Raw genomic sequence first — 26,339 nt, 5'->3', positions numbered from 1 at the left:
TACCTTTTACCTTTGTCAAACAAAGGTAAAGAGTGCACAAAAAAGCCCATGCAGCAGCATGGGCTTTTTACGTTTTGATAGATAGTGTTAATGGCGAGCTTTAATTAGTTTGACCATTAAGCGCTACATTCTCTAAATGTTGCATCATTTCAGGCCATATTAGCGCCATTACATCTTGTCGAAGCGCTTCACATTCTTCAGAGTACTTTAGGCTGCCATCTTTTTCAGAGTCTAACCAATGGTTTTCTTTAAGTGCGCCGATAAAGCTAGACAGCACGTTCTTGTCGTAAAACTCTGGTGAACTTAGCCCGTACAGGGCGGATAAACGCTCGGCCACTTGTTTACTCTCACGCTCTAAGGCGCCTCGACTAATTACCTTTTCTTTATCAAGAATGGTAAGCACAACGGCATAACGCTGTAACGTTTCCTGCATGCAGCGGCTTAACAGCCATGCAGAATGGAATTGTTTACAGTGAGCATCAGGAGGCAATAGCTCTTTGTCTTTTTGACGCAATAACCCATTATTGAGCAGTGCGGTAACCAGTGCGTCAGTATGCGCAAGGGCTTCATCTTGGGTTAAATGCAAGAAAAGCTCTTTTTGCAGTAAAGGATAAAGTGCAGCAATTAGCTGAAGTATATCGTTCTTAGTCGTGCCTTTTTTCGCGAAAACAGAGGCCATAACAAGACCTGGGATCGCAAATAAGTGCAAAATATTGTTGCGATAATATGTCAGGTAAACCGCTGACTTAGGCTGCGGGCTAATTAACCGGCCGTAGTCATCTTCTTTAATATCAAAGCGTCCGAGTTTCAGCGTATCGCGCAGCAATGCTTCTGCCGTTGAATCAGGAATGGTGGCGTCGTCACTAAATGGAACAGCTTTAAACAAATCCATAAAATCGCCAATAGACTGTTTTAGCTCGGCCTCACTCATGGTTTGTGTTTTTGAAGAGAGTAAACACAGCGATGTAAGCGCCATACCATTTAACGCGGCTGCGCGGTTAATTCGCGTCATCACGTTATTAGCAAGTTCATTAACCGCAGGCGTTAACCACGCAGGCTTCTTCTCGGGCTCAGCATCTTTACAGTCGCGCCAGTTAGGCACATGGCTTTCAAGGAACTGGTTCAGCGCAATGGGCTCACCAAAGTTCACATATCCGTGGCCGTAATTTTTAAGTTTACGAATAGCAGAGAAGACTTGAAGGTTTGACTCTTTTTTCTTCTTAGACCCTTTAAGTTCGTTAAGGTAGCTTTTCACTTCCATCACGTTTTCATAGCCAATATAAACAGGCACGATGCTCACAGGGCGATTCACCCCTTTCAACATGGCTTGAATGGNTTATGGCTAACATGCCGGTTTTCGGCGGAATAAGACGACCTGTGCGGCTACGACCGCCTTCAGGGTAGTATTTCACCGAGTAGCCTTTGTTGAAAAGTAGCTCTAAATACTCTCTGAAAACCGCAGTATACAGCTTGTTGCCTGCAAAGCTGCGACGCAGGAAAAACGCACCGCCACGGCGGAACATTTTACCTACGGGCCAAAAGTTAAGATTAATACCCGCTGCGATATGGGGCGTTACCATGCCTTCGTGATAAATCACGTAAGTGAGCAGTAGGTAATCCATATGGCTGCGGTGACACGGCACATAAATAATTTCATGTCCGTTTGCAGCAAGTTCGCGAATTCGTTCGGCGTGCCCTACGCTTATGCCGTTATAGATTTTGTTCCAGATACGCGTAAGCAGCCTGTCGCCAAACCGGATAAGGCCCTCGCGATAGTCTGCAGCAATCTCGGTAATGTATGACTGGGCGCACGCTTTTGCTTTGTCGTGAGATACTTTTTTGCTTCTAGATTCCTCGGCAATGGCGCGGCGTACGGCATCAGACCCCAATACGCTATTATTGAGCTCTTGACGCTCTAATAGCGTAGGGCCCGTCATACTTTGGCGCTTTCTCTGAAAATGCGTACTGGCAACCCGAACGAGCTTATGAGCGATACTCTGATCGCTACCGTGTTGGTTAGACATGGCGCGCGCCGAAACGGCCTTAGAGTAATTGATAAAGTTGTCACGGCCTAAAAACAGCACGATGAATAACTTGCGCAACCAGCTGGGTGCAGCCTTATCAGCAATAAGGTCGCTCAGTCCCGGGTTACCGCGGCCTGGTGCTCTGCCCCATGTCACATAAACCGGCACAACTTGTAAATCGAGATTCTCATGGTCTCTGTGCAGGTGGAAAAGGTCTGTAAAGACTTCTTCAATTCCCGTGTCTTTTGCCGACGAGCGGAAAAGCGGTTGTGTTTTTCGCAAAAACAACGTCGATGAATACTCTCTCCCTGCCAACGTTAAGGTCTTAGTTGGGCTGGGTAAGTCTAGAGCTTGGGTCGACATTCTCAATGAAAGTTGGTCTGTCACTGAGTTGGTGGGAAGTAGATAAACGATAGGTTTGCTTTTATCTATTCCTAATTCGGTTTCAACGTTAACTGGAATACTATGGGCTTTAACCAGTAACTTTACAGGATAATGAAATACCGACAAAAGGGCTTTTCGCATCCACGACATGAACTATGTAATCCTATGAAATAAAAACAAGGGGAGTGTAACACAATCGCGTCACAATCTCGCGATAAGCCAATATCATTGCTTTACTTGCTGTAATGACTCCATGTATTTGAACAAGTTCAAAAACAAAAAGGTATTTAAGATAGTGGCGCGCTTATCAAGCGGCTGCGATTTATGCTTCTGCTAGCTCGATAAGAGCAAGGTATACGCTCTTCATCAACTACAATAAGCAAAAGACGCGCTAAGTGCTTGTTATTTGGTTTTAGGTGTATATACTTACAGGAACTGTATGAACAGACAGGTCTTTTATGCGCCCACTCACAGCTCGACAAACTGAAGTTTTAGAACTTATTAAAACAACCATGCAAGAAACGGGAATGCCGCCTACGCGTGCTGAAATTGCCCGTCAGCTTGGTTTCCGTTCTGCCAACGCCGCGGAAGAACACTTGAAAGCCTTGGCGCGTAAAGGCGTGATTGAAATTTTGCCGGGTACGTCGCGAGGTATAAAGCTCAATATTCCTCTGGACAATGAAGCTGAAGAGGAAGAAGGCCTGCCTTTAATTGGGCGTGTAGCTGCTGGAGAGCCTATTTTAGCTCAAGAGCACGTTGAGTCTCATTACAAGGTAGACCCAGCCCTATTCCAACCTCAAGCAGACTTTTTACTTCGTGTAAACGGTATGAGTATGAAAGACATTGGCATTTTAGACGGTGATCTGCTAGCTGTGCATCGCACGACTGATGTACATAATGGACAAGTGGTGGTAGCTCGAGTTGATGAAGATGTTACTGTGAAGCGTCTAGAAAAACGCGGTCGCGAGGTATTACTTCATGCTGAAAATGAAGAGTTTTCACCGATAAAAGTTGACCTTGCAAATGAGCCCTTCGCAATCGAAGGTATTGCAGTAGGCGTTATACGAAACGCTGATTGGATGTAAGGTTTTAGCTTCTTTGATCAAAAGCGGTGCATTAGCCGCTTTTTTTGTGCCTTTTACTCCCCGTTTTTGTTCTGCTTTAAGCAAATTAGGTTTGAATATCCTATTCCTACTAGAAATCCTTGAATCCACTATTGTGCGGTAGATTTCTCTTTATTTCGTCCATGAATACCTCCCGCGACAGCTATTACAAAATATAAGCACTGTTTAAAACTGTCGTTCAAGGTGGATTAACTTGTCTATTTAATAGCAAGTTAATGTAACATCGACGTTGTCTCCACGTTCAAAATGGGCGTTTGATTTACTGCGCGTTTGCACATTCTAAAGCTTACTTCCTGCACACCTCATCTTATGCTGACTTTTAACCAAATGATTAAATATTAACCACTTCGTTAAGTTTTTAATAGAAAAGACTAGACGGCACGACATTATTGCGCAATTCTTATACAGAGATTAACAAAATAATAACAATGACTCTAAATTTGTTTTACAAGTTGAGGTTATGGGTCAATCGTTCGCAATTCATTTGGTAGGGTTAGCGCAAAACAAGATAGCGCCTTTAGCCGTACCATTCCGGAGGTGCTGAGTGAAACAACTAACGACCGTATTGGCAAGGTGGTGCGCAAGCCTACCATTTTTGCTTTTCTCTTCATTGATTTTCGCGCAAGAAGCAAGTGAAGAAATCTCTTCACTTAATTTACGACGCGGTGCTACCGACATTAGTGGTCAGGTTTACGACCTCCATATGTTGATGTTCTTCATTTGTGTTGGCATTGCGGTGGTCGTGTTTGGCGTGATGTTCGCGTCTATGTATCTACATAGAAAGTCTCGTGGCGCTAAGCCCGCTAACTTTCATGAAAATGTAAAAGTAGAAATCGCGTGGACCGTTATCCCTTTCCTTATTCTCGTTTTTATGGCGGTACCGGCTGCAAATACGCTAATCGCGATGGAAGATACCACTGAACCCGATATGACAGTGTTGGTCACAGGGTCGCAATGGAAGTGGCATTATAAATATATGGACAGTGACGTGGAGTTCTACTCGCTTCTTGCCACACAAAGAGAGCAGATTGAAAACAAGTTTCAGAAAACCGATAACTACTTACTTGAGGTTGACCGTCCACTAGTGATACCTACGGGCAAAAAAATACGATTTCTTATTACCTCTGACGACGTTATTCATTCGTGGTGGGTTCCAGATTTTGCCGTTAAGAAAGATGCCAACCCTGGATTTATTAACGAGTCATGGGCCAATGTAAATGAGCCCGGCATTTATCGCGGACAGTGTGCTGAATTGTGCGGAAAAGATCACGGTTATATGCCCGTTGTGGTTATTGCCAAAGAGCCCGCTGAGTTTGATAAGTGGATGAGTGAACAAGAAGCAATGGTTCGTCAGGCAAAAGAAGAGGAGCAGCGTCTCCTTTCTATGAATATGTCGATGGACGAGTTAATGCAAGAAGGTGAGCGTGTTTATAACGCGACTTGCGCAGCATGTCACATGCCAAACGGTGAAGGTCTCCCTGGCGTGTTTCCAGCACTCAAAGGCAGCAAAATGGCCAAAGAAGATCAGCAAGGCCATATCGACATTGTGCTTCACGGTAAGTCAGGCACGGCCATGCAAGCCTTTGGCAAAATGTTAAGTCTTAAAGAAATAGCAGCTGTTGTTACCTACGAGCGAAATGCGTGGGGTAACAACACCGGTGACATGGTTCAGGCTAAAGATGTCAACGCTGTTGCGAACGGAAACTAGGAGCAGATCATGAGCAAAGCAACTGAAGTTATTTCGCCAGATACCTCTGCGCAACACGATGATCATGAGCATCACGACCATATTCCAAAGGGGGTTACCCGTTGGTTGTTTACCACTAACCACAAGGACATAGGCACACTCTATCTATGGTTCGCCTTTATCATGTTCTTAGTGGGCGGTGCGATGGCAATGGTTATCCGGGCTGAACTGTTTCAGCCTGGCTTACAAATTGTTGAACCAAATTTCTTTAACCAAATGACCACAGTGCATGGGCTTATCATGGTTTTTGGCGCGGTAATGCCTGCTTTTACCGGGCTTGCTAACTGGTTAATCCCCATGATGATAGGTGCGCCAGATATGGCATTGCCTCGCATGAATAACTGGAGTTTCTGGATCCTGCCCGGCGCGTTTCTCATACTGTTGAGCTCGCTGTTCATGGAAGGCGGTGGCCCAGCATTTGGCTGGACGTTCTATGCGCCACTTTCCACAACATATAGCGGCGATTCTACAGCGCTGTTTGTGTTTTCGGTTCACATAATGGGCATTTCATCCATTATGGGGGCGATTAACGTTATTGTGACGATTTTCAATATGCGTGCCCCTGGCATGACCTGGATGAAAATGCCGCTATTTGTGTGGACATGGCTAATCACTGCATTCCTTCTTATTGCCGTTATGCCAGTGCTAGCAGGCGCGGTAACCATGGTATTGACCGATAAATTCTTTGGAACAAGCTTCTTTGATGCAGCAGGTGGCGGTGACCCCGTCATGTTCCAGCACATTTTTTGGTTCTTCGGTCACCCTGAAGTGTACATAATGATATTGCCGGCCTTTGGTATTATCTCGCAAATTGTTCCTACTTTTTCCCGTAAAAAGCTATTTGGTTATGCTTCTATGGTTTATGCAACCGCGTCCATTGCGCTGTTGTCATTTGTCGTTTGGGCTCACCACATGTTTACCACGGGCATGCCAGTTTATATGGAAATGTTTTTCATGTTTGCCACCATGCTGATTTCGGTGCCAACTGGCGTAAAAGTGTTTAACTGGGTGGCCACTATGTGGCGTGGCTCGCTAAGTTTTGAAATGCCGATGATGTTTGCGATTGCCTTTATCGTGCTTTTCACCATAGGCGGGTTATCGGGACTTATGCTTGCGATAACGCCAGTTGACTTCCAATACCACGATACCTACTTCGTAGTGGCTCACTTTCACTATGTACTTGTGACAGGGGCCGTCTTTTCCATCATGGCAGCCGTTTACTATTGGCTACCTAAATGGACCGGCAAAATGTACGACACTACATTGGCAAAATGGCATTTCTGGTGTTCCCTCGTGTCGGTGAATGTTTTGTTTTTCCCTATGCACTTTGTAGGTTTAGCGGGTATGCCACGTCGTATTCCAGATTATGCTTTACAGTTCGCCGATTTTAACAAGTGGATAAGCTTGGGCGGCTTCGCATTTGGTTTATCTCAACTTATCTTCCTCGCATTGCTTATTAAGGCTTGCAAAAAGCAGGGAGAAGGCGTGTCAGCGCAGGTATGGGACGGCGCTGAAGGTCTTGAGTGGGAAATTCCATCACCTGCTCCTTACCACACGTTCGAAACCCCACCTGTTGTTAAATAAGGGCTTAGGTTGGGCGTGTTATACGTGAGACATGGCCTGTGTGAGTAAGGAAATTCACACACCACAGACGGTAGGGATGTTGGGGCGCTTATCATAGCGTTTAACAGTCCTTACCTTTGAATTTACTCGGAGGTAGCGTGATGTCACAACAAAGTACAAACAACAAAATGGTGATCAAGCTTATCGCCATTGTTATCGGCATGTTTGGCTTCGGCTTCGCACTTGTTCCTCTTTACGATGTGTTTTGTGATGTAACGGGAATTAACGGCAAAACTGAAGGGACTGCAGCAGTTTATCAATCGGTTGAAATTGATACGTCCAGAACAGTGACCGTCGAGTTTATTACCCGCACAAATACCGGCATGCCGTGGGAGTTTCGCGCCGAGACGAAGCGTGTGAAAGTTCACCCCGGTGAGCTCAACACGGTGTCGTTTTACGTTCGAAACCCAGCCTCTAGCAATATTGTGGCTCAAGCCATTCCTTCTGTATCACCAGGCATGGCAGCACTTTATTTAAATAAGACGGAATGCTTCTGTTTTAACCAGCAGCCTTTGTCCGCAGGTAGCGAAGCCTACATGCCTATGCAGTTTTATGTAGACCCTCAGTTACCTGAAGATATTACCTTTTTTACTTTGCAGTACACACTCTATGACGTCACAGCGCGAGCAAGTGACCTAACGACAACACCGAATCCCTTTATGGCTTCGACACCGTCGACCGGTGAATAGGCACAAGGGATAAGGAGAAAAAAATGCAGCCCGAAATTCAAAAAGATGAATACCAAAAATACTATGTACCCGCGCAAAGCCCTTGGCCCATTGTTGGTGCTATCGCATTATTTCTTATCGCCGTGGGGGCAGGAAACTATGTTGTAGAAGCCACAAAAGGGGAAACTGGCTACGGAGGCCATATCCTTCTTGCGGGTGTCGCAGTGTTATTAGTGATGCTTATCGGCTNGGTTTAAAAACCAAATTGACGAGTCGATGGCGGGGCTGTACAGCGATCAGTTAGGGCGCTCGTATCGACAGGGAATGAGCTGGTTTATATTCTCAGAAGTCATGTTTTTTGCTGCGTTTTTCGGCGCCCTTTACTACGCGAGATTTATCGCTGTTCCCTGGTTGGGAGGCGCATCAAATAATGCCATGACCAACGAGGTACTGTGGCCCACATTTGAAGCTATGTGGCCGCTGGTAAGTACGCCGGGCGGAGTGACAACACAAGAGATGAGCGCCGCCGGTCTACCGACTATTAATACCGTAATTCTACTCATTTCCTCTATAACTTTGCACTTTGCGCATGTGGGGCTAGAGCAGAATAAACGCAAGCAATTAACCCTTATGCTTGGCATTACCATCTTACTTGGGTGTGGGTTCTTATTCTTGCAGGTGGAGGAATATGTCCACGCGTATCGCGACTTGGGTTTAACCCTTCAGTCAGGCATTTATGGCAATACTTTCTTTATGCTTACTGGGTTTCACGGCATGCACGTCACCCTTGGAACTATCATTCTTATCGTGATGTTTTTTAGGGTTTTGAAAGGGCATTTTACGCCAGATAATCACTTCGCGTTTCAAGCCGGAAGCTGGTATTGGCACTTTGTTGATGTGGTGTGGGTCATGCTTTATCTCTTTGTTTACGTGCTATAAAGCAAGAAGCCCCAAACTCAATAAGGCCTTGGGTTTGGGGTAATTAAGCCGGTACCAATAGCGATAAGAATAAGAATGACGATGATGGCTGAAGTCAGTACACGCCGACCAATATATTTACTCATAGGGCCTTTCGACGTGTCGTTTTTCATCATAACGCGCATTGCCATGAACAAGTTCACAATCATGTACAGCACAAGAGCAACAAGGATTATTTTTATTAGCATACTCACCTCTGTTTTTATTTTATTTGTGCACGGGGCGAGATAACTATGTTCTCTCGCACTAGCCGCGTTATTCCTTGGTTACTCACAGGCTTTAGTGTGGCGATAATGTGCGGTTTAGGGTATTGGCAACTTGATCGCATGGTCCAAAAGCAACAACGCTTAGCTAGCATAGCGCATAAGCAAAGCAATGGAACCTTGAGTTTAGAAGAAGCGCTTTTAAATCAGGATCCCCGAGATATTACGGTATCGTTTAGCGGCGCATTAGACGCCAATCACATACTGCTTTTAGACAACCAAATTCACAAGCAACGGGTAGGGTTTGATGTTCTCGCTCCGGTGTATACCAATGCAGGCTGGCTATTGGTTAATTTCGGTTGGGTGCCGGCGCCAGACTTAACCCGAACCTTACCGGATATCCGCTTGGCTAGCGAAATGCGGGCATTTACCGGCATTATCAGTGCGCCCGGTGAAAATCCGTTAGTTAAAGAAACGAATATGGCACTTGCGCAAAGCCCGGCACTTGTTCAGTACATCGATTTTGCTGCTTTAAGCCATGCGTTAGAGCGCAACTTTTTACCTTTTATTCTTCAACTTACAACTCCCGACCCCGCATTTATTCGCGAGCATAAGGCGGTTGTAATGTCTCCTGAAAAGCACCTTGGCTATGCGCTGCAATGGTTTGGTTTAGCCATAGCCGCCGCTGCTATTGGCGGCTTTGCAATTAGTAAGAAAGGACGTAGTTATGAGTAATACTGCTTCAAAAAAGACGTTAATTATTATGGTGGCGGTGTTTGTTTTGCCTGTGGTGTTGGCAAAGCTTGCCCTTGATAACGACTGGTTCACCAAAGGCGCGACCAATAAAGGTAATTTGCTAGCGCCTACCATTGATATGAGTGCTCTGCTTAAAGATGCAGAGCCGAAATGGCGATTGCTTTACGTCATGCCCGAAACGTGCGATAGCGTGTGCGAGAATGCCCTATTTAGCATTAACCAAGTGTGGTTAGCACTAGGTAAAGAGTCGGACCGAGCTCAGGCGCTGGTCGTCTCTACGTCTTCAAGCGATCAAAAAGCGCTCGCCGCGTTGAGCGAATACCCTTTTGTTGAAACGCTAAAGGTTACGTCCCCCACGGCTCTTTTATCAAGCAGTGTTTACATCGTAGATACCCAAAACAACGCCATGCTCTTTTATGAGATAAACAACGACAGAAAAGAGGCGGTGATGGAAAGTCGCAATATGCTAGCCGACATGAGAAAGCTTCTAAAACTGTCTCGCATAGGATAATAACGATGAAAAAGTTAACCCTATTCAGTATTTTCTTAGCGGTGGTAGTCATAATTTTGGGTGCTTATACAAGGCTTACGGACGCTGGGCTGGGCTGCCCTGATTGGCCAGGGTGCTATGGTAATTTAACGGTACCTCTAAGTGAGGAAAAAGTGGCTCAGGCAAACGCGGCCTACCCAGAACGTCCTGTCGAGGCCTTTAAAGCGTGGAACGAAATGATTCATCGTTATTTTGCTGGCACGCTGGGAGTTTGTGTACTTGCTATCGCCCTTATCGCTCTTCGGCAGCGTGACAAGGGCACGCCGGTTAAACTGCCGTTACTGCTGCTGGGGTTAATTATATTTCAAGCGGCGCTTGGCATGTGGACGGTAACACTTAATCTACTTCCTGTTGTTGTGATGGGGCACCTTCTCGGCGGCTTCTCGGTACTTTCATGCCTCTTTATTCTGTACCTTCGGCTACGCCGTCATCAAGCGGCCAATACTGATGCTTTACAATATGAAGAGCACCCTTTTAGTGGGCCTCGCGCTACCGCGTTTCAGTCTTCTGTTAAGTTTTTTGCGTTTGTTGGCTTAGGCGTATTAGTTACGCAAATTGCTTTAGGGGGGTGGACGTCGGCAAACTACGCAGCCCTTGCATGTACTGAGCTTCCGGTGTGTGAAAGCGACTGGCAAGGGCGTATCGATTTTAAAGGCGCTTTTAGCGTACCCAATGCGGATAATTATGAATTTGGCGCTCACGACTATGGCGAGCGGGTAACGATGCATATTGTGCATAGACTAGGCGCAGTTATCACTTTTTTGTATTTGCTAGCATTAGGCGTTCGCGTATTGGTAAGCAATTTTGCTACGCAAAAACAAAAGTACGTCAGTGTAGTTATGATAATCGCGTTGTGCACGCAGGTGGCACTAGGGGTTAGCAATGTTGTTTTCATGTTGCCATTAGCGGTGGCGGTACTGCACAACGCTGTAGCCGCTGTGTTACTGCTTGCTTTGCTAAACCTAATTTTTACTGTGGTTACCGTGTTGCAACGCAATGGCGTGTACAAAAAAGAAGGGGAAAAAGACAGTTCAGTGGACATCGCTACACCGTCGCCACCCTCTACACCATTTAATCCCGCGGGCGCGTTTAGCACTCACGCAATTTCACCTGGCCCTATTTCTGGGTCTACCGCTTCTCATATTCTCCCTAGAGCTCCAGGAGGTTTCCATGGCTAAATCACTTCCATTACAGGCACGCGCTTCTCGCCAATACCAGCAGGTTACCTGGCGCGATTATTATGAAATGACTAAGCCGAATGTAGTGATGCTGCTGCTGTTAACTGCGCTAGTGGGCATGTGCTTAGCCACGCCTACTTGGGTATCGGCTGAGGTTTTAATTTGTGGCTTACTCGGTATAGGCATGTTGTCAGCGTCAGCTGCGGTGATTAATCATGTTGTCGATCACAAAATAGATAGCGTGATGGCGCGTACCTTTAACCGTCCCGTGGCGAAAGGTAAAGTGAGTATAAATAACGCCCTTTGGTTTGCAGGAATACTCGGTGTAGTGGGCTTTGCGGTCCTCGCTCTTTTTGTAAACATGATAACGGCATGGCTCACGCTGGCTAGCTTGGTCGGCTATGCCTTTATCTACACCATGTACTTAAAGCGTGCAACGCCTCAAAACATCGTTATTGGCGGCCTGGCAGGTGCAGCCCCTCCGCTTTTAGGCTGGACTGCGGTAACGGGCGAGATTCATGCCCACGCGCTCTTGTTGGTACTTATCATCTTTACATGGACGCCCCCGCATTTTTGGGCGCTTGCCATCCATAGAGAAAAAGACTACGCGAAAGCGAAAGTGCCTATGCTGCCTGTTACCCATGGGGTTTCTTTTACCAAAACATCCGTGTTGCTATACACAGTATTGTTAGGGCTTGTGTGCTTGCTACCTTACTTGACTGGCATGAGTGATCTTATTTATCTAATTGGCGCGAGTATATTGAATATTGGCTTTTTATATTACGCGCTAAAGCTGAAGTTCGACGCAGATTCACAAACCGCAATGAAAACTTTTAGGTTTTCAATTATTCATCTCATGGTATTGTTTGTAGTATTACTCTTAGATCACTACATACCACTGAGTTTATGAATCAACGAATCACTGTCGGCCTTGTTGCGTTTTTAGCACTTTGTGCTGGCATAGTCGGGGCGCTTTATATTGCGCCCCCGAGTGTTGAAGGCGAGCCTGACTATTTTCAAACCTACCCAGAACCACGTGCTATATCGCCTTTTTCCTTGGTATCGCATAAGGGCGAACGCTTTGATACGTCGTCTTTAAAAGGCCAGTGGAGCCTTGTGTTTGTGGGCTATACCTTTTGCCCCGACATTTGCCCTACTACCATGGCTGAGCTCAATAATATTTACCCAGAACTTCAAGCCCTAAATAGCGTCGAACCAATTCGCATTGTTTTTGTATCTGTGGACCCAAAACGCGACTCAGTTGAAAGACTGGCAGAGTATGTGAGCTATTTTAATGAAGAGTTCATTGCCCTTACCGGCGAGCATAAAACGCTTTTTCCCTTCGTACGCAACTTGGGAATGATGTATGCTATTGCAGAAAGTACCGACAACCCCAATTATTTAGTTGATCACAGTGCGTCCGTTGTACTTATCGACCCTGAAGCTAGGGTGATAGGAAGATTTAAACCAAAAAGAGAGCCAGGAAAGCTATCGATAAGTGATTCCCAGCAAATATTGGCAGACATGCCAGTAATTATCTCAAAGCAGTAGTATGGAAATTGAAATCAGGCAAGGCGTAGCTTCTGATGCTGCGCAAATTGCGCCACTTATTTTAAATGCGGCGCAGTCATTATTAACGTCTATCTTTGGACACAATAAGAACAAAACGGCCGATGGCTATCTTTCCCATGCGTGGGCGCTTGGTGGTGGTCAGTATGGTTTCAATAATCATTGGGTGGCATGCAAAGGTGATGAGGTTCTTGGTGTCGTTACCTGCTGGCATAGCAAGCTAGGCGCAGCATTTGATAGAGCAACGCTCGACAGTATAACGTCTTATTTTACCCTTGATGAAGCCATGACGGTTCTGATGCGCAACCAAACNGGTAGCCATAAATTTAACGCCGCCAACCAACACCGAGCTTATGATTGGCCATTTATCTGTTGCTGAAAGTGCGCGCCGTTCGGGAGTAGGCTCACAGCTGATTGACACTATGCAGGCCCGCGCTGCAAAGCTGCAAAAGCGTAAGCTGGTGTTGGACGTTGAAGTATCGAATATCCCCGCCATTCGTTTTTATCAACGCCATGACTTTGTAGAAGAGTCGATAAACAAAGGGTTTATCCGCTTTTCCAAACCCGTGTAGGTAAACCATTCGTTATGTAAGGGCTGCTTTAATATACATAGCAGCCCTTGTTGTATGTTAAAACAATCGCTTCTACTTAATCTGGATAATTCCCTTTTTCATCGGCCACAAAAAAAGGCGTCGAATACCAGTAGTAGCGCCCGGCCTGTGTATTAGATGGTGCCGTGCAGTTAACCCGTGACCGCCCTACGGGGAGCATTTCATTTACGCTAAAGGTCAGTACGTTACCTTCAATATTTGTTTCTATTGGCTTGCCGCTAAAAAAGCAATTTACCTGAGAAAGGCGCACATCGTCACTGTCGATAGTAAGGCTAATAGGAGAGGTCAGCCTTCTTTGAGTCATTCGTGGGTTCTGATGAGTGGTATGTGTGACTGGCATAGCTAGACTGTTTAGCTTGGTTTTAAGTGTAGCTAAGTTAGCGTAGGGGCCCGCCGCGGGGAAACGTGGGAGGGCCTGCATATCGCTGTTAGGGCCTACCGCTCCCGAGTGTTGTCCAAACCCTACATAACCTTCAGCTTCAAGCTTATTGGCGAGCGCCGTATTGTATTCGCCAAATGGGAAGGCCAAATATTTAAGGCTGATATCCAGCCTATCTGCTATCTTCTGTTCTGCACTTTCAACGTTTTGCCATACGGTGTCGAGCCATGTGCGCTCGCCCATTTCCTGCTCACCATTTAGCATGTGTAAATGGTCTAGGGTGTGATTGGCAAACACAACGCCGTCGTTATGCATGGCAACGACTTGCTCCCATGTTAACTGCTGCGGGCCTACGCCAATTTCATTGGGGTTAATAAACACAGTATAAGGAAAATCCATTTCGGCGAGAATTGGGTGAGCATTGTCTAAAATATTGGCATAGCCATCGTCAAACGTAATAGCGACAGCCTTTTCAGGCAGTGTGGTGTTGTTTTGTATCGCGGAAACAACGTCCTCAAGCGGCACTACTGTGTGGTGCGTTTCCAAGTATTCCATGTGTGATTTAAAGGTCTCAGGCGATATACTCGTGCTGGCAGGCGTTGAAGACGATACATGGTGATAAAGCAGAATTGCGGCGTTTGGGGTGGTGATTAGCGTTGAATCGCTGCTTGCCTCAACTTGATTATTGATATCAGCCGCAGGGGTTGCAGAGAGGGCTGGCGCGAAAAACAATACACTAAAAACCCCCATGAACATTATTGCTAGATATTTCACATTCGTGCGTTTCATCGTTCTGTTGTGTACCACATTGCTTGTTTTCATATCATCATCCATTGAGTGCCTGATCAAATTTAATAGCATGATAAACTCTTGTATGAACGCGTCTTTACCTGTTTGCTACTTAGATGAGCCAGTGCGCGTTTTAGTTATGCTGCGCCATAAGTTGATAGTATATAGCGAAACCAACCCCTACTGAGATCATTTATGTCCCGTGTCCAAGTAACTCAGCGCTCCTTTTTTGACGATCATACCCGTCTGTTAGCCCTAGCGCTTCCCATGATCTTAGCGAATATTACTACACCGCTATTAGGCTTAGTGGATACTGCGGTTCTCGGGCACATGTCGTTACCCGCCATGCTTGCGGGGGCGTCGGTAGGTGCGCTCATATTAACCCAAATATACTGGGTATGTGGGTTTCTTCGCATGTCTTCAACGGGGTTAAGTGCCCAAGCTAAAGGCGCGCAGAACAATACATTAGAGTCGGCGAAAGTATTATGGCAAACGGTGGCCGTAGCCTTGTTGTTGGGGGGCGCCGTGCTTGTTCTTCAGTCCCCTATTCTTTCTGTAGGCTTAACCTTAACCCAGCCAAACAGTGACGTAGCCCTTCACCTTCAACATTACTTTTCGACCCGAGTGTGGGGGGCACCTGCTGCCATGCTGAATCTTGCATTGGTGGGGTGGTTAGTGGGGCAACAGAAAACGCGCAGCGTTATGACCATTCAAATTGTGGGGAATTTATTAAATGCCACGCTCGATGTGATATTTGTGTTTGGCCTGAACCTGTCTGTGGCTGGCGTAGCGCTAGCCAGCGTAATCGCTGAATATACCATGGCAATAATGGCGCTAGTGGTGGCTTTTAAACAGGTTGGCGGTGTAGCGGTAAGTGCATCGTGGTTTAACCGCGCTGCCCGAAAAGTGTTGATGAAGCTAAACGGTGACATGCTATTACGCAACTTAGCATTGCAAGGCTGCTTAGCGTTCCTCACTATTCAAGGCGCCCGCTACGGCGAAACGTCGGCAGCGGTCAACGCTATACTTATGCAGTTCTTCGNTTTTGATTGCTCTGGGGTTAGATGGCATTGCCTATGGTGTGGAAGCGCTGGTGGGGGAAGCCAAAGGGGCTTCAAATACGGCCGAAATTAAACGGCGTACTTATCAAGGGCTAGTTTGGTCGAGTATTTTTGCCCTTATCTATAGCCTGATATTTTACGCAGCAGGTGAAGCCATTATTGAGCTACTTACCGAGCATGGTGGCATTGTAAGGGCAGCACTGCCCTACCTTAGCTTGATGGTTTTACTTCCCTTGTTGGCGCACTGGTGCTTTTTATACGATGGTGTATTTGTTGGCCTTACCCGAGCCAGCGCAATGCGAAATACTATGATAATAAGTGCGCTAGGCGTCTACTTCCCCGTGTGGTACCTCACCAAAAACCAGGGTAATGTAAGCCTATGGTATGCCCTACTTGCCTTTTTACTAGCTAGGGGCGTGACATTGGCTTGGAGCTTTTATCGGTTAGACAAGCGTGAAGAACTGGCGTCTTCTAACGGGTAGTAAAACGTATAACTAAGCCTGCAGATGGCAATGAAGCCTCGGCAGGCTTAATATTTTTAACCGTTACATCTTGACGATGTGCGTGGCACAAAGCTTATTGCCTGCAGGGTCTCGCAGGTAAGCAAGGTAAAGTTGGCGTTCGCCATTGCCTCGAATGCCTGGTGGATCTTCACATGGAACACCCCCATTCTCGCTTCCTACTTTATGCCACTCATCTACCAACTCTGGTGTGCGGGCAGCAAGGCCGAGTGTTGTGCCGTTACCATGTGTGGCGGCTTCACCGTTAATCGGTTTGGTTAGCGCCAAAATACCCTTTGGCGTGTAGTAGAATACTCGTCCGTGTTCATCAAAAACCCCGGGCTCGTAGCCCAGTACGCCTAAAACGGCATCATAAAACTTCTTCGACGCTTCAAGGTCATTTGCACCTAACATAACGTGGCTAAACATAGTTGTGTCCTCTTTTTAAATCTGGGGTAAGCCCCATCGATCAAATAGGGTTAATAGACCCTCAATCACTTAATGCAATGTCGACGGCTGCAGATGCGTGAATAGCAGTGGTATCGAATAACCGAACTTGGGTGTGTTGCTGCTGTATCAATAATGCGATTTCCGTACAGCCTAAAATAATGCCTTCAGCACCTTTGCCTGCAAGTGCGTTAATAATCTCAATATACGCGTTACGGGAGTCAACACAAATCACGCCCTTGCATAATTGTTCATAAATTATCTTATGCACAATATCTCGCTGTCGTGCATTGGGCGTAATAACATCAATGTTAAAATTATTTTCTATGCGCGACCTATAAAAGGGTTGCTCCATGGTAAAGCGTGTGCCGAGTAGCCCGACTTTTTTAACGCTATGCTGTTGAAGCTCGTTACCTGTAGCATCGGCGATATGAATAAGCGGGACTGAAATATTTTGCTCAATGGTGTCGGCTACTTTGTGCATGGTATTGGTACAGATAACCAAGGCTTTTGCGCCAGCTAGCTCAAGGTTTCTGGCTTCTTGAGTGAGAATATCTGCGGTTTTACTCCAGTCTCCTCTATGTTGAAGCTGTTCTATCTGCGCAAAATCAACGCTGCTCAAAACGAGTTGAGCGCTGTGTAAGCCGCCAAGGCGGGCATTCACCCCTCGGTTTATTGCTTGATAATAACTGACCGTAGACTCCCAACTCATTCCGCCTAACAAACCAAGTTTTTTCATCATATCTACCGTTGCGTCATGGGTGTTTTAAACTAATCTACCTGTTTGGAGCTGCATTGACTACTTGCCATCTGAACTTTCATTACATGCCATAACATCGTTATGTGTCAAGAAAGAGATAGCACTTTAAAAGAAAGTAGGTTGTGGCTTTTTGAAACTGTGCTGAGCCTAAGCTAATGCTGGTAAGGGCTTTTGATACGTCAAAGCGTGATTAAAACTTAGGTGGCGGCTTTTTATTTTTTAGAAACGAAAAACGCTGAATGAAAATACCGAAATAGCCCAACATGGCTAGGGCGAAGCCCACAAATAAAACGAGAAGGCTTAAATAGTAAAGCGTAGTGTGAAGGTGACTTGTGGTAAATAAAAGCAAGACGCCGACAACGAAAAGGGTGAGACCCATTTTAAATCGTTGCCAGCTTTTGTGTATATCTTGCGTTAGCATAAGGTTGAGAACCTATAACGGCTTNGGCGTCGCCCNTTAGTAGTAAGAGTGCTCACCTGCTTGGTGTTCTGTTGCATCGCGTACGCCATTTAGCTCGCCTGCAAACTGTTCAAGCATTTGTTTTTCAATGCCATCTTTAAGCGTTACATCAACCATAGAGCAACCGTTACAGCCACCACCAAACTGAAGTACAGCATAGCCGTCATCAGTGAGTTCGGTAAGTACAACTTGGCCGCCGTGGTTAGCTAGCTGCGGATTAATTTCCGACTCGATCATGTAATTAATACGTTCAATAAGCGGCGCATCATCAGACACCTTACGCGCTTTAGCGTTAGGCGCTTTTAACGTGAGTTGCGAGCCCATTTGGTCGGTTACATAATCAATTTCAGCTTCGTCTAAATACGGTGCGCTCTCTTCATCTACGACCGCGTCAAAACCGTTGAACGTTAAGCGTGTGTCAGTCTCTTCCACAGCATCTGGCGGGCAATAGGACACGCCACACTCTGCCGACGAAGTGCCTGGGTTTACGACGAATACACGAATATTCGTGCCAGACTCTTGTTTACTCAACAGTTTTACGAAGTGAGCCTGGGCTTCTTCTGATATAGTTATCATCAGCAAGTCCTACATATTTTGAAATTTGGATTATTGTAACAAATTTACCTGACTAAAACAGTCAGGTATTAATTAAATAAATTATTCCAGTAAATCGAATTTGTTGGGAAGCGTGCTTATAGCATTCACTTCTCAACCATAACAACAAGACGGGAAGCGCTATGTTAGCGAAATTGCATTACTCCACCAAAAACAGCCGATTTAAATTTGCCGCATTATTGGCCCTTAGCTCATTTGCCTTTGGTGCAACGATTAGCCAGCAAGCATATGCACAGCAAGCCTTAAATTCAACGGTTACCCTAACGCCAGATGTGGGTGGACAGCCGGTTACCGCATACCTACCCGATAGCGTGACATATAACCCGAATATCCCTACACCGGAATCGGTACTTGGTGCCAACATTGGCGAGTGGCATGTTCGCCACGACCAAGTCGTGAATTACATGAAGGTATTAGCCGAAAAGTCCGATCGTATCACCCTTGAGGAAACCGGTCGCACTCATGAAAATCGTCCGCTTTTGTTGTTGACTATTACGTCGCCTTCAAACCGCAAGAATATCGAAACACTTCGAAAACAGCACATTAACGCTATGGAAAGTGGCGACAAGGTCGGTAGCGACGCACCGCTAGTTTTCTATATGGGTTACAGTATTCACGGTAATGAACCCTCGGGCACAAATGCCTCGCTTGCACTGGCTTATTACCTCGCTGCTGGCGAAGGTAAAGAAATTGATGCCTTGTTAGACAATAATATTGTGCTGTTCGACCCGTCTTTCAACCCCGATGGTCTATCACGCTTTGCTCAGTGGGCGAATATGCACAAGGGAAAGCAGTTGGTTTCTGACAGTCGTCACCGCGAACATGACGAAGGCTGGCCCTCTGGGCGCACCAATCATTATTGGTTCGACTTAAACCGCGACTGGTTGTTATTGGCCCACCCGGAGTCGCAAGCACGTATTAAGCAGTTCCATAAATGGCGCCCGCATATACTGACCGACTTTCACGAAATGGGTACCGATAGCACCTACTTCTTTCAGCCCGGTGTTCGCTCGCGCAAAAACCCTTTAACGCCAGATGAAAACGTAACGCTAACCGAGGCCCTTGCGCAATATCATGCTGCTGCCTTTGACGAGCAAGGGGAACTGTATTTCACTCAAGAAGCTTTTGATGACTTTTATGCAGGGAAAGGGTCAACTTACCCTGATCTGCACGGCAGTATAGGTATTCTTTTTGAGCAGGCCAGTTCACGAGGTCACCTTCAGGACTCTATCAATGGCAAGCTTGCCTTCAAAGACACCATTGCCAATCAAATTACCACGTCTCTAAGCACCTTTAGAGGCGCATTGGCAAATAAAGCCGCAATTCTTGATTACCAATCTGGGTTTGTTAAAAGCACCCAATCGCTTGCTAAAAAGGACGAACATTCCGGCTTTGTAGTTGGTGTGTCAAACGATACTGGCCGCTTTAATGCGTTTATCGCGCTGCTAAATCAGCATCACATCCGCTATGAAGTGCTAACAGAAAACCATGAGGTGAATAAGGTTCGCTATAGCGCAGGTCAGGCGATATATATTTCCACAAATCAGCCGCAGTATCGTTTGGTTAAATCTATTTTTTCAACGCAAACGTCGTTTGAAAACAATACTTTTTACGATGTGTCCACGTGGAATTTAGCGTTAGCTTTTAACTTAGACTATGCGCCTTTGGACAAAGGCGATGCGCGCGGTCTCGAGTTAGGTGCTAGAGACACACTAAAGCAAGCAACGCTAAATTCAATTCAAAGCGATGCTTATGCCTACGCATTTTCTTGGCAGCACTACTATGCCCCGGCCATGCTTCAAACCTTACTTGAAGCCGGCGTTAAAGTGCGTAGCAGCGAAAAGCCCTTTTCTGCCGTTCAGTACAATGGCAAAAATATCGCGCTGCAGCCAGGCAGTATCATTATTCCTAAAGGCTTAGGCCAGCCGGAAAATGTGGCGTCTATTCTTAAAAGCGTACAGCAACAGCTGCAGGTACCAGTATTTAGCCTTCGCAGCGGCTTAACGCCTACCGGAAACGACTTAGGCAGCAGAAGCATGAAGCCGGTAGCTTTACCACAGGTACTTATTGTCGGTGGTGAAGGCACCAGTGAATATGAAGCGGGTGAGATGTGGCACTATTTCGATACGAAGGTCGGCCTGCCTGCGAGCATTGTAGATCAGCACAATGTGGCGAGGGCGCTAAGCGACCCCAGTGTAACCTACACCCATATTTTGTTTCCAAGTGGCCGCTATCACTTCTCTGATTCGGAAAACGAAAAGATAGAAGACTGGGTTAAAGCGGGTGGTGTAGTCATCGGACAAAAGTCTGCGCTGCGTTATTTCGCCGAGCATAAGTGGCTGGATATCGAAATGGTTAGCCAAGAGAGCATAGATAATGCGTTTGATGACAGTGAGCTTAGCTATAAGGATGGAGCCTCGCTTTACGCTAGAAAGTTAGTGGCNGGGGGCTGTTTTTGAGGCCAATATCGATAAATCACATCCTTTATTCTACGGCTACGATGACGATACACTGCCAATGTTTAAAACCAACAATATGATAGTTGAAGCCAGCAATTCGCCATTTGTCACCCCAGCGCGCTATACCGATGAACCGTTAATGGCGGGGTTTAGTGATAACGCTATGGTCGCTTTAATGGCAGAGTCTACGGCCGTTACAACGCAAAAAATGGGGCGTGGTGTGGTTATAGGCTTTACGGACAATACGCAATTTAGAGGGTATTGGTATGGCACAAATAAAATGCTTGCGAATGCGATTTATCAATCTCACTTCATTCGGTAATGCACGACGGCAGCAGTCTGTGTAAGCGGTAAGTGGGCGCTCACTAAGGTGGGCTATTTGGCCGCGCCGCTTACGCGTATTGAAATAAGCTGCTTTTCGGCGGCGGCGTGAACGCCGCTGCCCACACTTGAACCGTTATCTTCGGGTAGCGCATTTTTAACTGCTTACTCAGCGTGTTCACTGTTACCCCAGTGGTGAGTACGTCATCAACAATAGCGACGGTGAGGTCACGTCCGTTTTTCTTGTGTCCCAGAGCCTTGATTGAGTGGTCTATGCAGGAGGCCGATAAGTGAAATACGCGGCTTGCATTTTCTGCCCTTGCTACTCTAGATAGGTGGTGCTGTACACTCAATCCCTGTCTTCTTGCCCACTGGTGTTCAATCGGGATACCAAATGTATAGCTAAGCTGGTGGCTTAATACGGCGGCTTGGTTGTAGTGTCGTGTGGCTAACCGCCATGCACTAATAGGAACCGGAAGGAGTAAATGAGGCACTGTTAGCGTGCACTGTCGCTTTTTATGGACAAACCAGCGACTTAACACTTTTCCTGCGGTAAGGGAATGCGTAAACTTCAACTGGTGAACCAGCGATGACATGGGCCATGTATGAAGCCCTAGCACACTAAGTGCATCGTAGTGGCTATGCTTGACGTGGCCTGCAACAGGGCCGTAGTGAAGTAGATTACTTCCGTGTAACCGCTCATCGAAAAAAAAGATGTCATCTTCACACCAGTGACATACTGGCGCAGGACTTGCCTGATAACATAGCAAGCATGAAAGGTTCATAGTGTTGATTCCATCAACTTCCTTGAATTGTCGAACGTCGACCTATTTTCATCATTACGTGTAGTCTCAAAAAGCACGTTACAGCCAGAGGAGGTGTAAATGGAAAGTTTGCATACAAACGGCGAGCTTGTCACCCGTACAAAGGGTACAGGCGTAGATCTTGTATTTCTTCATGGATGGGGGATGAATAGCGGTGCGTTCACATCCTTCCTTCCCTACTTAAGCGATAACTTTCGCGTGACTACTATTGATCTTCCCGGGTTCGGAGAGAATGCGGGTATCGTTCCTTCCCCGTATAACGCAGATTCGCTGGCGCAGGCTGTAGTGAATAAACTACCAGAGCGATGCGTCGTGGTTGGCTGGTCTTTAGGCGGGTTGGTTGCGCAGAAGCTTGCCCTATTAGCGCCTGAAAAACTTACCGGTCTCGTCACCATCGCCTCAACGCCGCGTTTTATTGCAGGGCCTTGTTGGCCTGGTATTGCAGCCGATTTACTCTCTATGTTTGAAGCGCAGCTTGAGAAAAACTATCAAAAAACCCTAGAACGCTTCTTGGCTATCCAAGCGATGGGAAGTGAAACCGCTAAGCAGGATATTAAAGCCATTAGGGAACAGGTAACCCAATTCCCTGCTCCTGCGGAAGAAGCGCTTAAAAAAGGGCTTCGCATGTTGTCCACCGAAGACATGCGACAAGATGTGGGGCGCATAATTGTGCCAACACTGCGCCTCTACGGAAGATTAGACAGCTTGGTGCCGACTAGCGGAATTGACAGAATATGTGAGCTGCATCCGCAGGCTGATACGGTGGTGTTGCCTCATGCTTCTCATGCACCATTTATTTCCCATCCTCAGCAAACCGCTGACATCCTGTTTCGTTTCATGGCAGGTATTTACCAGCAAAAGGCATCCTAATCTGACTGGCATGAATTGCGCTCCTGACTTTTATAATCAGGAGCTTATTTCGTACAGCTTCCTTTAAATTGGGTAAAATAAAAAGCACCTTCTGACAAAGGTTTAATACGCTGCGTTAAGTCTTAGCTTTTCATTTGTGTAAAAGTGGTCAATAATTGCACATGAGAGAGTAGAGGTAGTGTATGACAGGTATTGACGGTAACAGTGCAAGTTCTGCATTTGTAGCGGCCCAGTATGGCTTACAAAGTGCTAGCGAAGGTATTTCGCAGGCGGCATCTAGTATTGCCCAANCGTACAGCTGAAGATGCTGTAGCCCCAGCGCAGCCAATCCAGCCCAATACGGCTGCTAACGGCACCAACAACACCTCATCTAGCGCGCCACGATTGACAGATGATCTCATCGCGTTGAACGTAAATGAGCGAAACGCGCAAGCCTCTGCCAAAGTGCTAGGCGTAGCCGACGATATGCTTGGCACTATTATCGACGTTCTGGCGTAACGGGAGCGCTCACGGTGAATATAATTACACCTATCCTTAACGCCATTGCCTATCCTACCGCTAACATCAATACCGAGTCTGCGCGCAGAGACAATGTGCAGCGTGAAACCATACCTCAAGCATCAGATGCTGAGCAAGGTGCGTCTCAGAAAGGGCTGGGGTCTGAAGCTGACAAAGCGAAAAGTCCAGGACAACCTCCTGCTCCCGTTACCTATGAACGACCGCAAATTCAATCTGAACTGCAAGCAGCATTTCAAAATGTATTTGGGCAGGAAAAAGATAATGCTCAGGATGAAAGTGCGGGTAAACAGAACGCCAAAGACCAGCAGCAATCTGACCAGTCAACACAGCAAGCACAGGAAGAACAACAAGAGCAGCAAGACGCCGCGGAAATTGAGCAACTAAAAGCCCGCGATCAGGAAGTAAGAGTCCACGAACAGGCCCATGCTTCAACGGGCGGCCAATATGCTGGTGCGCCTCAGTATGAGTATACAACAGGCCCAGATAATAAGCGCTATGTGACCGACGGCGAGGTGTCTATTGATGTCTCAGAAGAAAAAACGCCAGAAGAAACGTTGAAAAAGATGGAACAAGTGCGAGCTGCCGCTCTCGCGCCCGCTGAGCCTTCTTCACAAGATTTAAAAGTAGCGGCAGAGGCATCTCAAAAAGCCACTGAAGCTCGCAGCGACATTGCTAAAGGGCAGCAAGCCCAAGGCAATGATACCGCTCAAAGTGCTTTAGATACGAATATTGATAGCAGTATCACACCACAAACTGATATTGCACAAGAAGCTGGCTCTGTCACCAATGAAGATATACCGACCGACTCAGCACCGAACGCTGTGCTATCGTCCCAACCCCAGTTTGCTGACTCTACTTCAAGCGCGGGTAGCGCCAATGATGATTCTCAGTTTATGCAGGCGAGAATTGGGCGTATTCAAAGTGCTTATTTACAGGCGTACACGCCATCTGCTGAAGGCCTTTCGCTTCAGGCTTAAGCACCTGCACGCTTCACTGACATAACTTCCACGTACACGTGCTTTTTACTGCAAATACCGCCCGCATCAATAATCTAAAATTGCTTTGGTAAAGGGGTATTTAGGGGAGCCACCGGTAATATCGGTAAGCACTGAGTTCATGGTGTCTACGTCGCTATCAAAGCCACCGTGTGAGGTCGCCGCGGTAGAATCACCTTCTTTCCCTTCACTATACTTGAACGTTACATTAGCAATTGGCGCATTAAAGGCCGCCATACCTAGTAATGGCATTGCCGTTTTCGACTCAAAGGCATTCGATACGAGATAAAGCAGTGATTTTTGGTAAATACGCGCCACGTGGTCGTCTTTCTCTAAAGGCCCGGATAAGTTATAAACCGTTGTTGAAGCAATATGCTCACTTTCAATTAGCGGAGCCAATGTTTCATTAAATAACGGATAGCTTATTGCCGGCGCCATTAAATGTAGACTATCTACTTTGAGCGTTTCATCAATTTTAAATAGACGAGCAAGGCTATGAGCTTGAAAAATAGAGCCCGCTGAGTGACCCACTATGTGAAGTTGAATGTGCGTGCTATTTTTTAAATAGTCGGCCAGTCGGGTTAAGAAATAGGTACCATCGGAAGTGACGCGGGTGAAAGGCGTACAGGCATCCGACTTCATTTCTCGCCATAGAGCGCCGCCTACTTTTCTTGTAGCCCACTCTAAAATACGGTCTGTGTAATCAGTAAACGCGCCAACTTTGTTACTCAGTTCTTGGTTCTTAAAGCCTAAAATATCTTTTAATTCTTCCAGCATGCCGGTGTCATACATAAAATGTATGGGATATACCTCGTTTTTAAGAAAGGTATCTTTCATGGCGGCAATACGCTTAGCCGAGGCCTTTATGCTATTTAGCCCGCCGTGGGCGTAAAGCATTACGTGCTTATGTTCACTTTGAGATAGTTTTTCAATAATGGTGTCGACGTGATTTTTATTGCTCCAATACTTGCTGGTTGTATCGAAGTGCCCGTCGTCGAAGTGAACGAAATGATCTTGAATACTCACCCGCGGCGTAGAGCGCGAGAATAGCCCTTGTGCAATAGAGCGAGTGGCTTGGTGAAAGGTGCCAGTGCCGGCAATCGGTAGCGCTAGCTGCACTACCCACGCATCCATTACATTTAGCGCCCAATCGTCGTAGCGCCAAAGGGCAAGCCCAGATTTCTTCCAGTCAGCGCCCCATGAATTTTGAATCCAAAAGCCTTCGTCGTTATAGCCAACGATGGCAAAAGCATGGCCGCCCATAGGTTCTGGTCTAAGGGTGATGGTATCGCCTTCGCAATTGTTCCAGCCTTCATGAATTCTGGCGGAGACAAAAATAACACCCACTTCATTAAGCGCAGCGTGGAAATCACTAATTTCCCTTTCAATGCGATAGTAGGCCCCTAGCCTGTGATTGCTTGCGTTATTGGCGATAGCAAGTGACATTTCAAACTCATTGCTATGGGTAATGTCTTCGGTAAGTGAAGCATGGCAAACACCGCTGTTATACCAGCCCTTAATTGCGCCGCGGCAGCTAGAACCCTCGTAGGCTTCACCGAGCCATTCATCATGACGCTTTGCCATGGCATAAAGCATCCACGGACTTACGGTCTGTTTTCGACCCTGTTGGCGGTAAATGAAGTTAATAGTGGCAGCAAGGGCGAACCCCGTACATGCCCCGTCTTTGCCTTGATCTAATATGACAAGGTTACCTGGCGGGTCGATAAACGGCTTAAGTGGAGTGAGGTTTGGTTGATAGTAACGGTCCCTAAGATCGGGATAGTCAGCGCTGACATTGAGTGTTTTTTGTGAAACAGGCGAGTTCATTATATCGTCCTTTGATTGCTAGCGTTTCGTTGTCCGAAAGTAGAGCCTTAGAAACAAAGGCTTTGGTCAAAGGCGCAACATTACCCTCGCTATACGTT

Annotated in this window: 19 protein-coding genes and 4 pseudogenes; 15 read left to right on the top strand and 8 right to left on the bottom strand. The window is 46.5% G+C overall.

Annotated elements, in window-relative coordinates:
• Positions 1 to 100 precede the first annotated feature (100 nt).
• Positions 101 to 2,558: pseudogene (gene plsB, locus MADE_RS19500) on the bottom strand (glycerol-3-phosphate 1-O-acyltransferase PlsB).
• A 308-nt stretch (positions 2,559 to 2,866) separates the two neighbouring features.
• Between plsB and lexA the strand changes: the two are divergent.
• The 5 genes and pseudogenes from lexA to MADE_RS19475 all read left to right on the top strand — a co-directional run bounded on the left by lexA (position 2,867) and on the right by MADE_RS19475 (position 8,509).
• Positions 2,867 to 3,493 (top strand): transcriptional repressor LexA, encoded by a 627-nt coding sequence (lexA, locus tag MADE_RS19495; protein ID WP_012518730.1) that lies wholly within the window; start codon positions 2,867 to 2,869, stop codon positions 3,491 to 3,493.
• A gap of 583 nt (positions 3,494 to 4,076) precedes the next feature.
• Positions 4,077 to 5,240 (top strand): cytochrome c oxidase subunit II, encoded by a 1,164-nt coding sequence (gene coxB, locus MADE_RS19490; protein ID WP_012520176.1) that lies wholly within the window; start codon positions 4,077 to 4,079, stop codon positions 5,238 to 5,240.
• Between the two features lie 9 nt (positions 5,241 to 5,249).
• Positions 5,250 to 6,863 carry a cytochrome c oxidase subunit I gene (gene ctaD, locus MADE_RS19485; protein WP_012518733.1) on the top strand — a complete coding sequence of 538 codons (1,614 nt, stop codon included), beginning with the start codon at positions 5,250 to 5,252 and terminating at the stop codon, positions 6,861 to 6,863.
• A gap of 140 nt (positions 6,864 to 7,003) precedes the next feature.
• On the top strand, positions 7,004 to 7,591 hold the full coding sequence (locus MADE_RS19480; protein WP_012520175.1) for a cytochrome c oxidase assembly protein: 588 nt from the start codon (positions 7,004 to 7,006) through the stop codon (positions 7,589 to 7,591).
• Positions 7,592 to 7,614: 23 nt separating this feature from the next.
• Positions 7,615 to 8,509 (top strand): annotated as a pseudogene (locus MADE_RS19475) (cytochrome c oxidase subunit 3).
• Between the two features lie 17 nt (positions 8,510 to 8,526).
• Here MADE_RS19475 and MADE_RS19470 read toward each other — a convergent pair.
• Positions 8,527 to 8,736, bottom strand: coding sequence for a DUF2909 domain-containing protein (locus MADE_RS19470; protein ID WP_012518736.1), 210 nt, complete (start codon positions 8,734 to 8,736; stop codon positions 8,527 to 8,529).
• 45 nt (positions 8,737 to 8,781) lie between these two features.
• Between MADE_RS19470 and MADE_RS19465 the strand changes: the two genes are divergently transcribed.
• The 6 genes from MADE_RS19465 (at position 8,782) to MADE_RS21050 (ending at position 13,376) form a co-directional block, all read left to right on the top strand.
• Positions 8,782 to 9,486, top strand: coding sequence for an SURF1 family protein (locus MADE_RS19465; RefSeq protein WP_012520174.1), 705 nt, complete (start codon positions 8,782 to 8,784; stop codon positions 9,484 to 9,486).
• Entirely contained in the window at positions 9,479 to 10,018 is a 540-nt protein-coding gene (locus MADE_RS19460; protein ID WP_012518738.1) for a hypothetical protein, read from the top strand. The genes MADE_RS19465 and MADE_RS19460 overlap by 8 nt, the downstream gene beginning before the upstream one ends.
• Before the next feature lie 5 nt (positions 10,019 to 10,023).
• The gene (locus MADE_RS19455) at positions 10,024 to 11,235 is read left to right on the top strand and encodes a COX15/CtaA family protein (protein ID WP_023559989.1); all 1,212 of its coding nucleotides are present in this window, start codon (positions 10,024 to 10,026) and stop codon (positions 11,233 to 11,235) included.
• Complete coding sequence (gene cyoE / locus MADE_RS19450; RefSeq protein ID WP_012518740.1) at positions 11,228 to 12,145, top strand: heme o synthase; 918 nt, start codon at positions 11,228 to 11,230, stop codon at positions 12,143 to 12,145. Before MADE_RS19455 ends, cyoE begins: the two co-directional genes overlap by 8 nt.
• Entirely contained in the window at positions 12,142 to 12,786 is a 645-nt protein-coding gene (locus MADE_RS19445) for an SCO family protein (RefSeq protein ID WP_012520172.1), read from the top strand. The genes cyoE and MADE_RS19445 overlap by 4 nt, the downstream gene beginning before the upstream one ends.
• A 371-nt stretch (positions 12,787 to 13,157) precedes the next feature.
• Entirely contained in the window at positions 13,158 to 13,376 is a 219-nt protein-coding gene (locus MADE_RS21050; RefSeq protein ID WP_232363089.1) for a GNAT family N-acetyltransferase, read from the top strand.
• Between the two features lie 76 nt (positions 13,377 to 13,452).
• Here MADE_RS21050 and MADE_RS19435 read toward each other — a convergent pair whose 3' ends face one another.
• Positions 13,453 to 14,655 carry a polysaccharide deacetylase family protein gene (locus MADE_RS19435; protein ID WP_023559988.1) on the bottom strand — a complete coding sequence of 401 codons (1,203 nt, stop codon included), beginning with the start codon at positions 14,653 to 14,655 and terminating at the stop codon, positions 13,453 to 13,455.
• 123 nt (positions 14,656 to 14,778) lie between these two features.
• On the opposite strand from MADE_RS19435, the pseudogene MADE_RS19430 reads away from it, so the two are divergent.
• Positions 14,779 to 16,126: pseudogene (locus MADE_RS19430) on the top strand (MATE family efflux transporter).
• A gap of 63 nt (positions 16,127 to 16,189) precedes the next feature.
• On the opposite strand, the gene MADE_RS19425 reads toward MADE_RS19430, so the two are convergent.
• The 3 genes from MADE_RS19425 to nfuA form a co-directional block, all read right to left on the bottom strand.
• Positions 16,190 to 16,573, bottom strand: coding sequence for a VOC family protein (locus tag MADE_RS19425; protein WP_012518745.1), 384 nt, complete (start codon positions 16,571 to 16,573; stop codon positions 16,190 to 16,192).
• A gap of 61 nt (positions 16,574 to 16,634) precedes the next feature.
• Entirely contained in the window at positions 16,635 to 17,330 is a 696-nt protein-coding gene (locus tag MADE_RS19420; protein WP_012520168.1) for an aspartate/glutamate racemase family protein, read from the bottom strand.
• Positions 17,331 to 17,808: 478 nt separating this feature from the next.
• Positions 17,809 to 18,387, bottom strand: a complete 579-nt coding sequence (gene nfuA / locus MADE_RS19410) for a Fe-S biogenesis protein NfuA (RefSeq protein WP_012518748.1) — start codon at positions 18,385 to 18,387, stop codon at positions 17,809 to 17,811.
• 161 nt (positions 18,388 to 18,548) lie between these two features.
• Between nfuA and MADE_RS19405 the strand changes: the two are divergent.
• Positions 18,549 to 21,207 (top strand): annotated as a pseudogene (locus MADE_RS19405) (M14 family metallopeptidase).
• 70 nt (positions 21,208 to 21,277) lie between these two features.
• Here the strand turns inward: MADE_RS19405 and MADE_RS19400 are convergent.
• Positions 21,278 to 21,991, bottom strand: coding sequence for a ComF family protein (locus tag MADE_RS19400; RefSeq protein ID WP_012520165.1), 714 nt, complete (start codon positions 21,989 to 21,991; stop codon positions 21,278 to 21,280).
• Positions 21,992 to 22,090: 99 nt separating this feature from the next.
• On the opposite strand from MADE_RS19400, the gene bioH reads away from it, so the two are divergent.
• Together bioH and MADE_RS19385 are read left to right on the top strand one after the other, a co-directional pair.
• On the top strand, positions 22,091 to 22,900 hold the full coding sequence (bioH, locus tag MADE_RS19395; protein WP_012520164.1) for a pimeloyl-ACP methyl ester esterase BioH: 810 nt from the start codon (positions 22,091 to 22,093) through the stop codon (positions 22,898 to 22,900).
• A gap of 512 nt (positions 22,901 to 23,412) precedes the next feature.
• On the top strand, positions 23,413 to 24,396 hold the full coding sequence (locus tag MADE_RS19385) for a putative metalloprotease CJM1_0395 family protein (RefSeq protein ID WP_012520162.1): 984 nt from the start codon (positions 23,413 to 23,415) through the stop codon (positions 24,394 to 24,396).
• A 66-nt stretch (positions 24,397 to 24,462) separates the two neighbouring features.
• On the opposite strand, the gene MADE_RS19380 is transcribed toward MADE_RS19385, so the two are convergent.
• A complete protein-coding gene (locus MADE_RS19380) occupies positions 24,463 to 26,241 on the bottom strand; it encodes a C1 family peptidase (protein ID WP_012520161.1) in 1,779 nt (592 codons plus the stop codon).
• Positions 26,242 to 26,339 lie beyond the last annotated feature (98 nt).

Source organism: Alteromonas mediterranea DE, assembly GCF_000020585.3.
Taxonomy (GTDB): Bacteria; Pseudomonadota; Gammaproteobacteria; order Enterobacterales; family Alteromonadaceae; genus Alteromonas; species Alteromonas mediterranea.
Note: the sequence above shows the minus strand (reverse complement) of the source record. Positions and strands in the feature narration are given on the sequence as shown.

Bases quoted from the DNA above. Each gene is read 5' to 3' on its own strand.
- MADE_RS19460 (WP_012518738.1), top strand. From the start codon at position 9,479: ATGAGTAATACTGCTTCAAAAAAGACGTTAATTATTATGGTGGCGGTG.
- MADE_RS19455 (WP_023559989.1), top strand. From the start codon at position 10,024: ATGAAAAAGTTAACCCTATTCAGTATTTTCTTAGCGGTGGTAGTCATA.
- cyoE (WP_012518740.1), top strand. From the start codon at position 11,228: ATGGCTAAATCACTTCCATTACAGGCACGCGCTTCTCGCCAATACCAG.
- MADE_RS19470 (WP_012518736.1), bottom strand. From the start codon at position 8,736: ATGCTAATAAAAATAATCCTTGTTGCTCTTGTGCTGTACATGATTGTG.
- MADE_RS19380 (WP_012520161.1), bottom strand. From the start codon at position 26,241: ATGAACTCGCCTGTTTCACAAAAAACACTCAATGTCAGCGCTGACTAT.
- MADE_RS19425 (WP_012518745.1), bottom strand. From the start codon at position 16,573: ATGTTTAGCCACGTTATGTTAGGTGCAAATGACCTTGAAGCGTCGAAG.
- MADE_RS19445 (WP_012520172.1), top strand. From the start codon at position 12,142: ATGAATCAACGAATCACTGTCGGCCTTGTTGCGTTTTTAGCACTTTGT.
- lexA (WP_012518730.1), top strand. From the start codon at position 2,867: ATGCGCCCACTCACAGCTCGACAAACTGAAGTTTTAGAACTTATTAAA.
- nfuA (WP_012518748.1), bottom strand. From the start codon at position 18,387: ATGATAACTATATCAGAAGAAGCCCAGGCTCACTTCGTAAAACTGTTG.
- MADE_RS19480 (WP_012520175.1), top strand. From the start codon at position 7,004: ATGTCACAACAAAGTACAAACAACAAAATGGTGATCAAGCTTATCGCC.
- MADE_RS19465 (WP_012520174.1), top strand. From the start codon at position 8,782: ATGTTCTCTCGCACTAGCCGCGTTATTCCTTGGTTACTCACAGGCTTT.
- ctaD (WP_012518733.1), top strand. From the start codon at position 5,250: ATGAGCAAAGCAACTGAAGTTATTTCGCCAGATACCTCTGCGCAACAC.
- MADE_RS19420 (WP_012520168.1), bottom strand. From the start codon at position 17,330: ATGAAAAAACTTGGTTTGTTAGGCGGAATGAGTTGGGAGTCTACGGTC.
- bioH (WP_012520164.1), top strand. From the start codon at position 22,091: ATGGAAAGTTTGCATACAAACGGCGAGCTTGTCACCCGTACAAAGGGT.
- MADE_RS21050 (WP_232363089.1), top strand. From the start codon at position 13,158: ATGATTGGCCATTTATCTGTTGCTGAAAGTGCGCGCCGTTCGGGAGTA.
- MADE_RS19400 (WP_012520165.1), bottom strand. From the start codon at position 21,991: ATGAACCTTTCATGCTTGCTATGTTATCAGGCAAGTCCTGCGCCAGTA.
- MADE_RS19435 (WP_023559988.1), bottom strand. From the start codon at position 14,655: ATGCTATTAAATTTGATCAGGCACTCAATGGATGATGATATGAAAACA.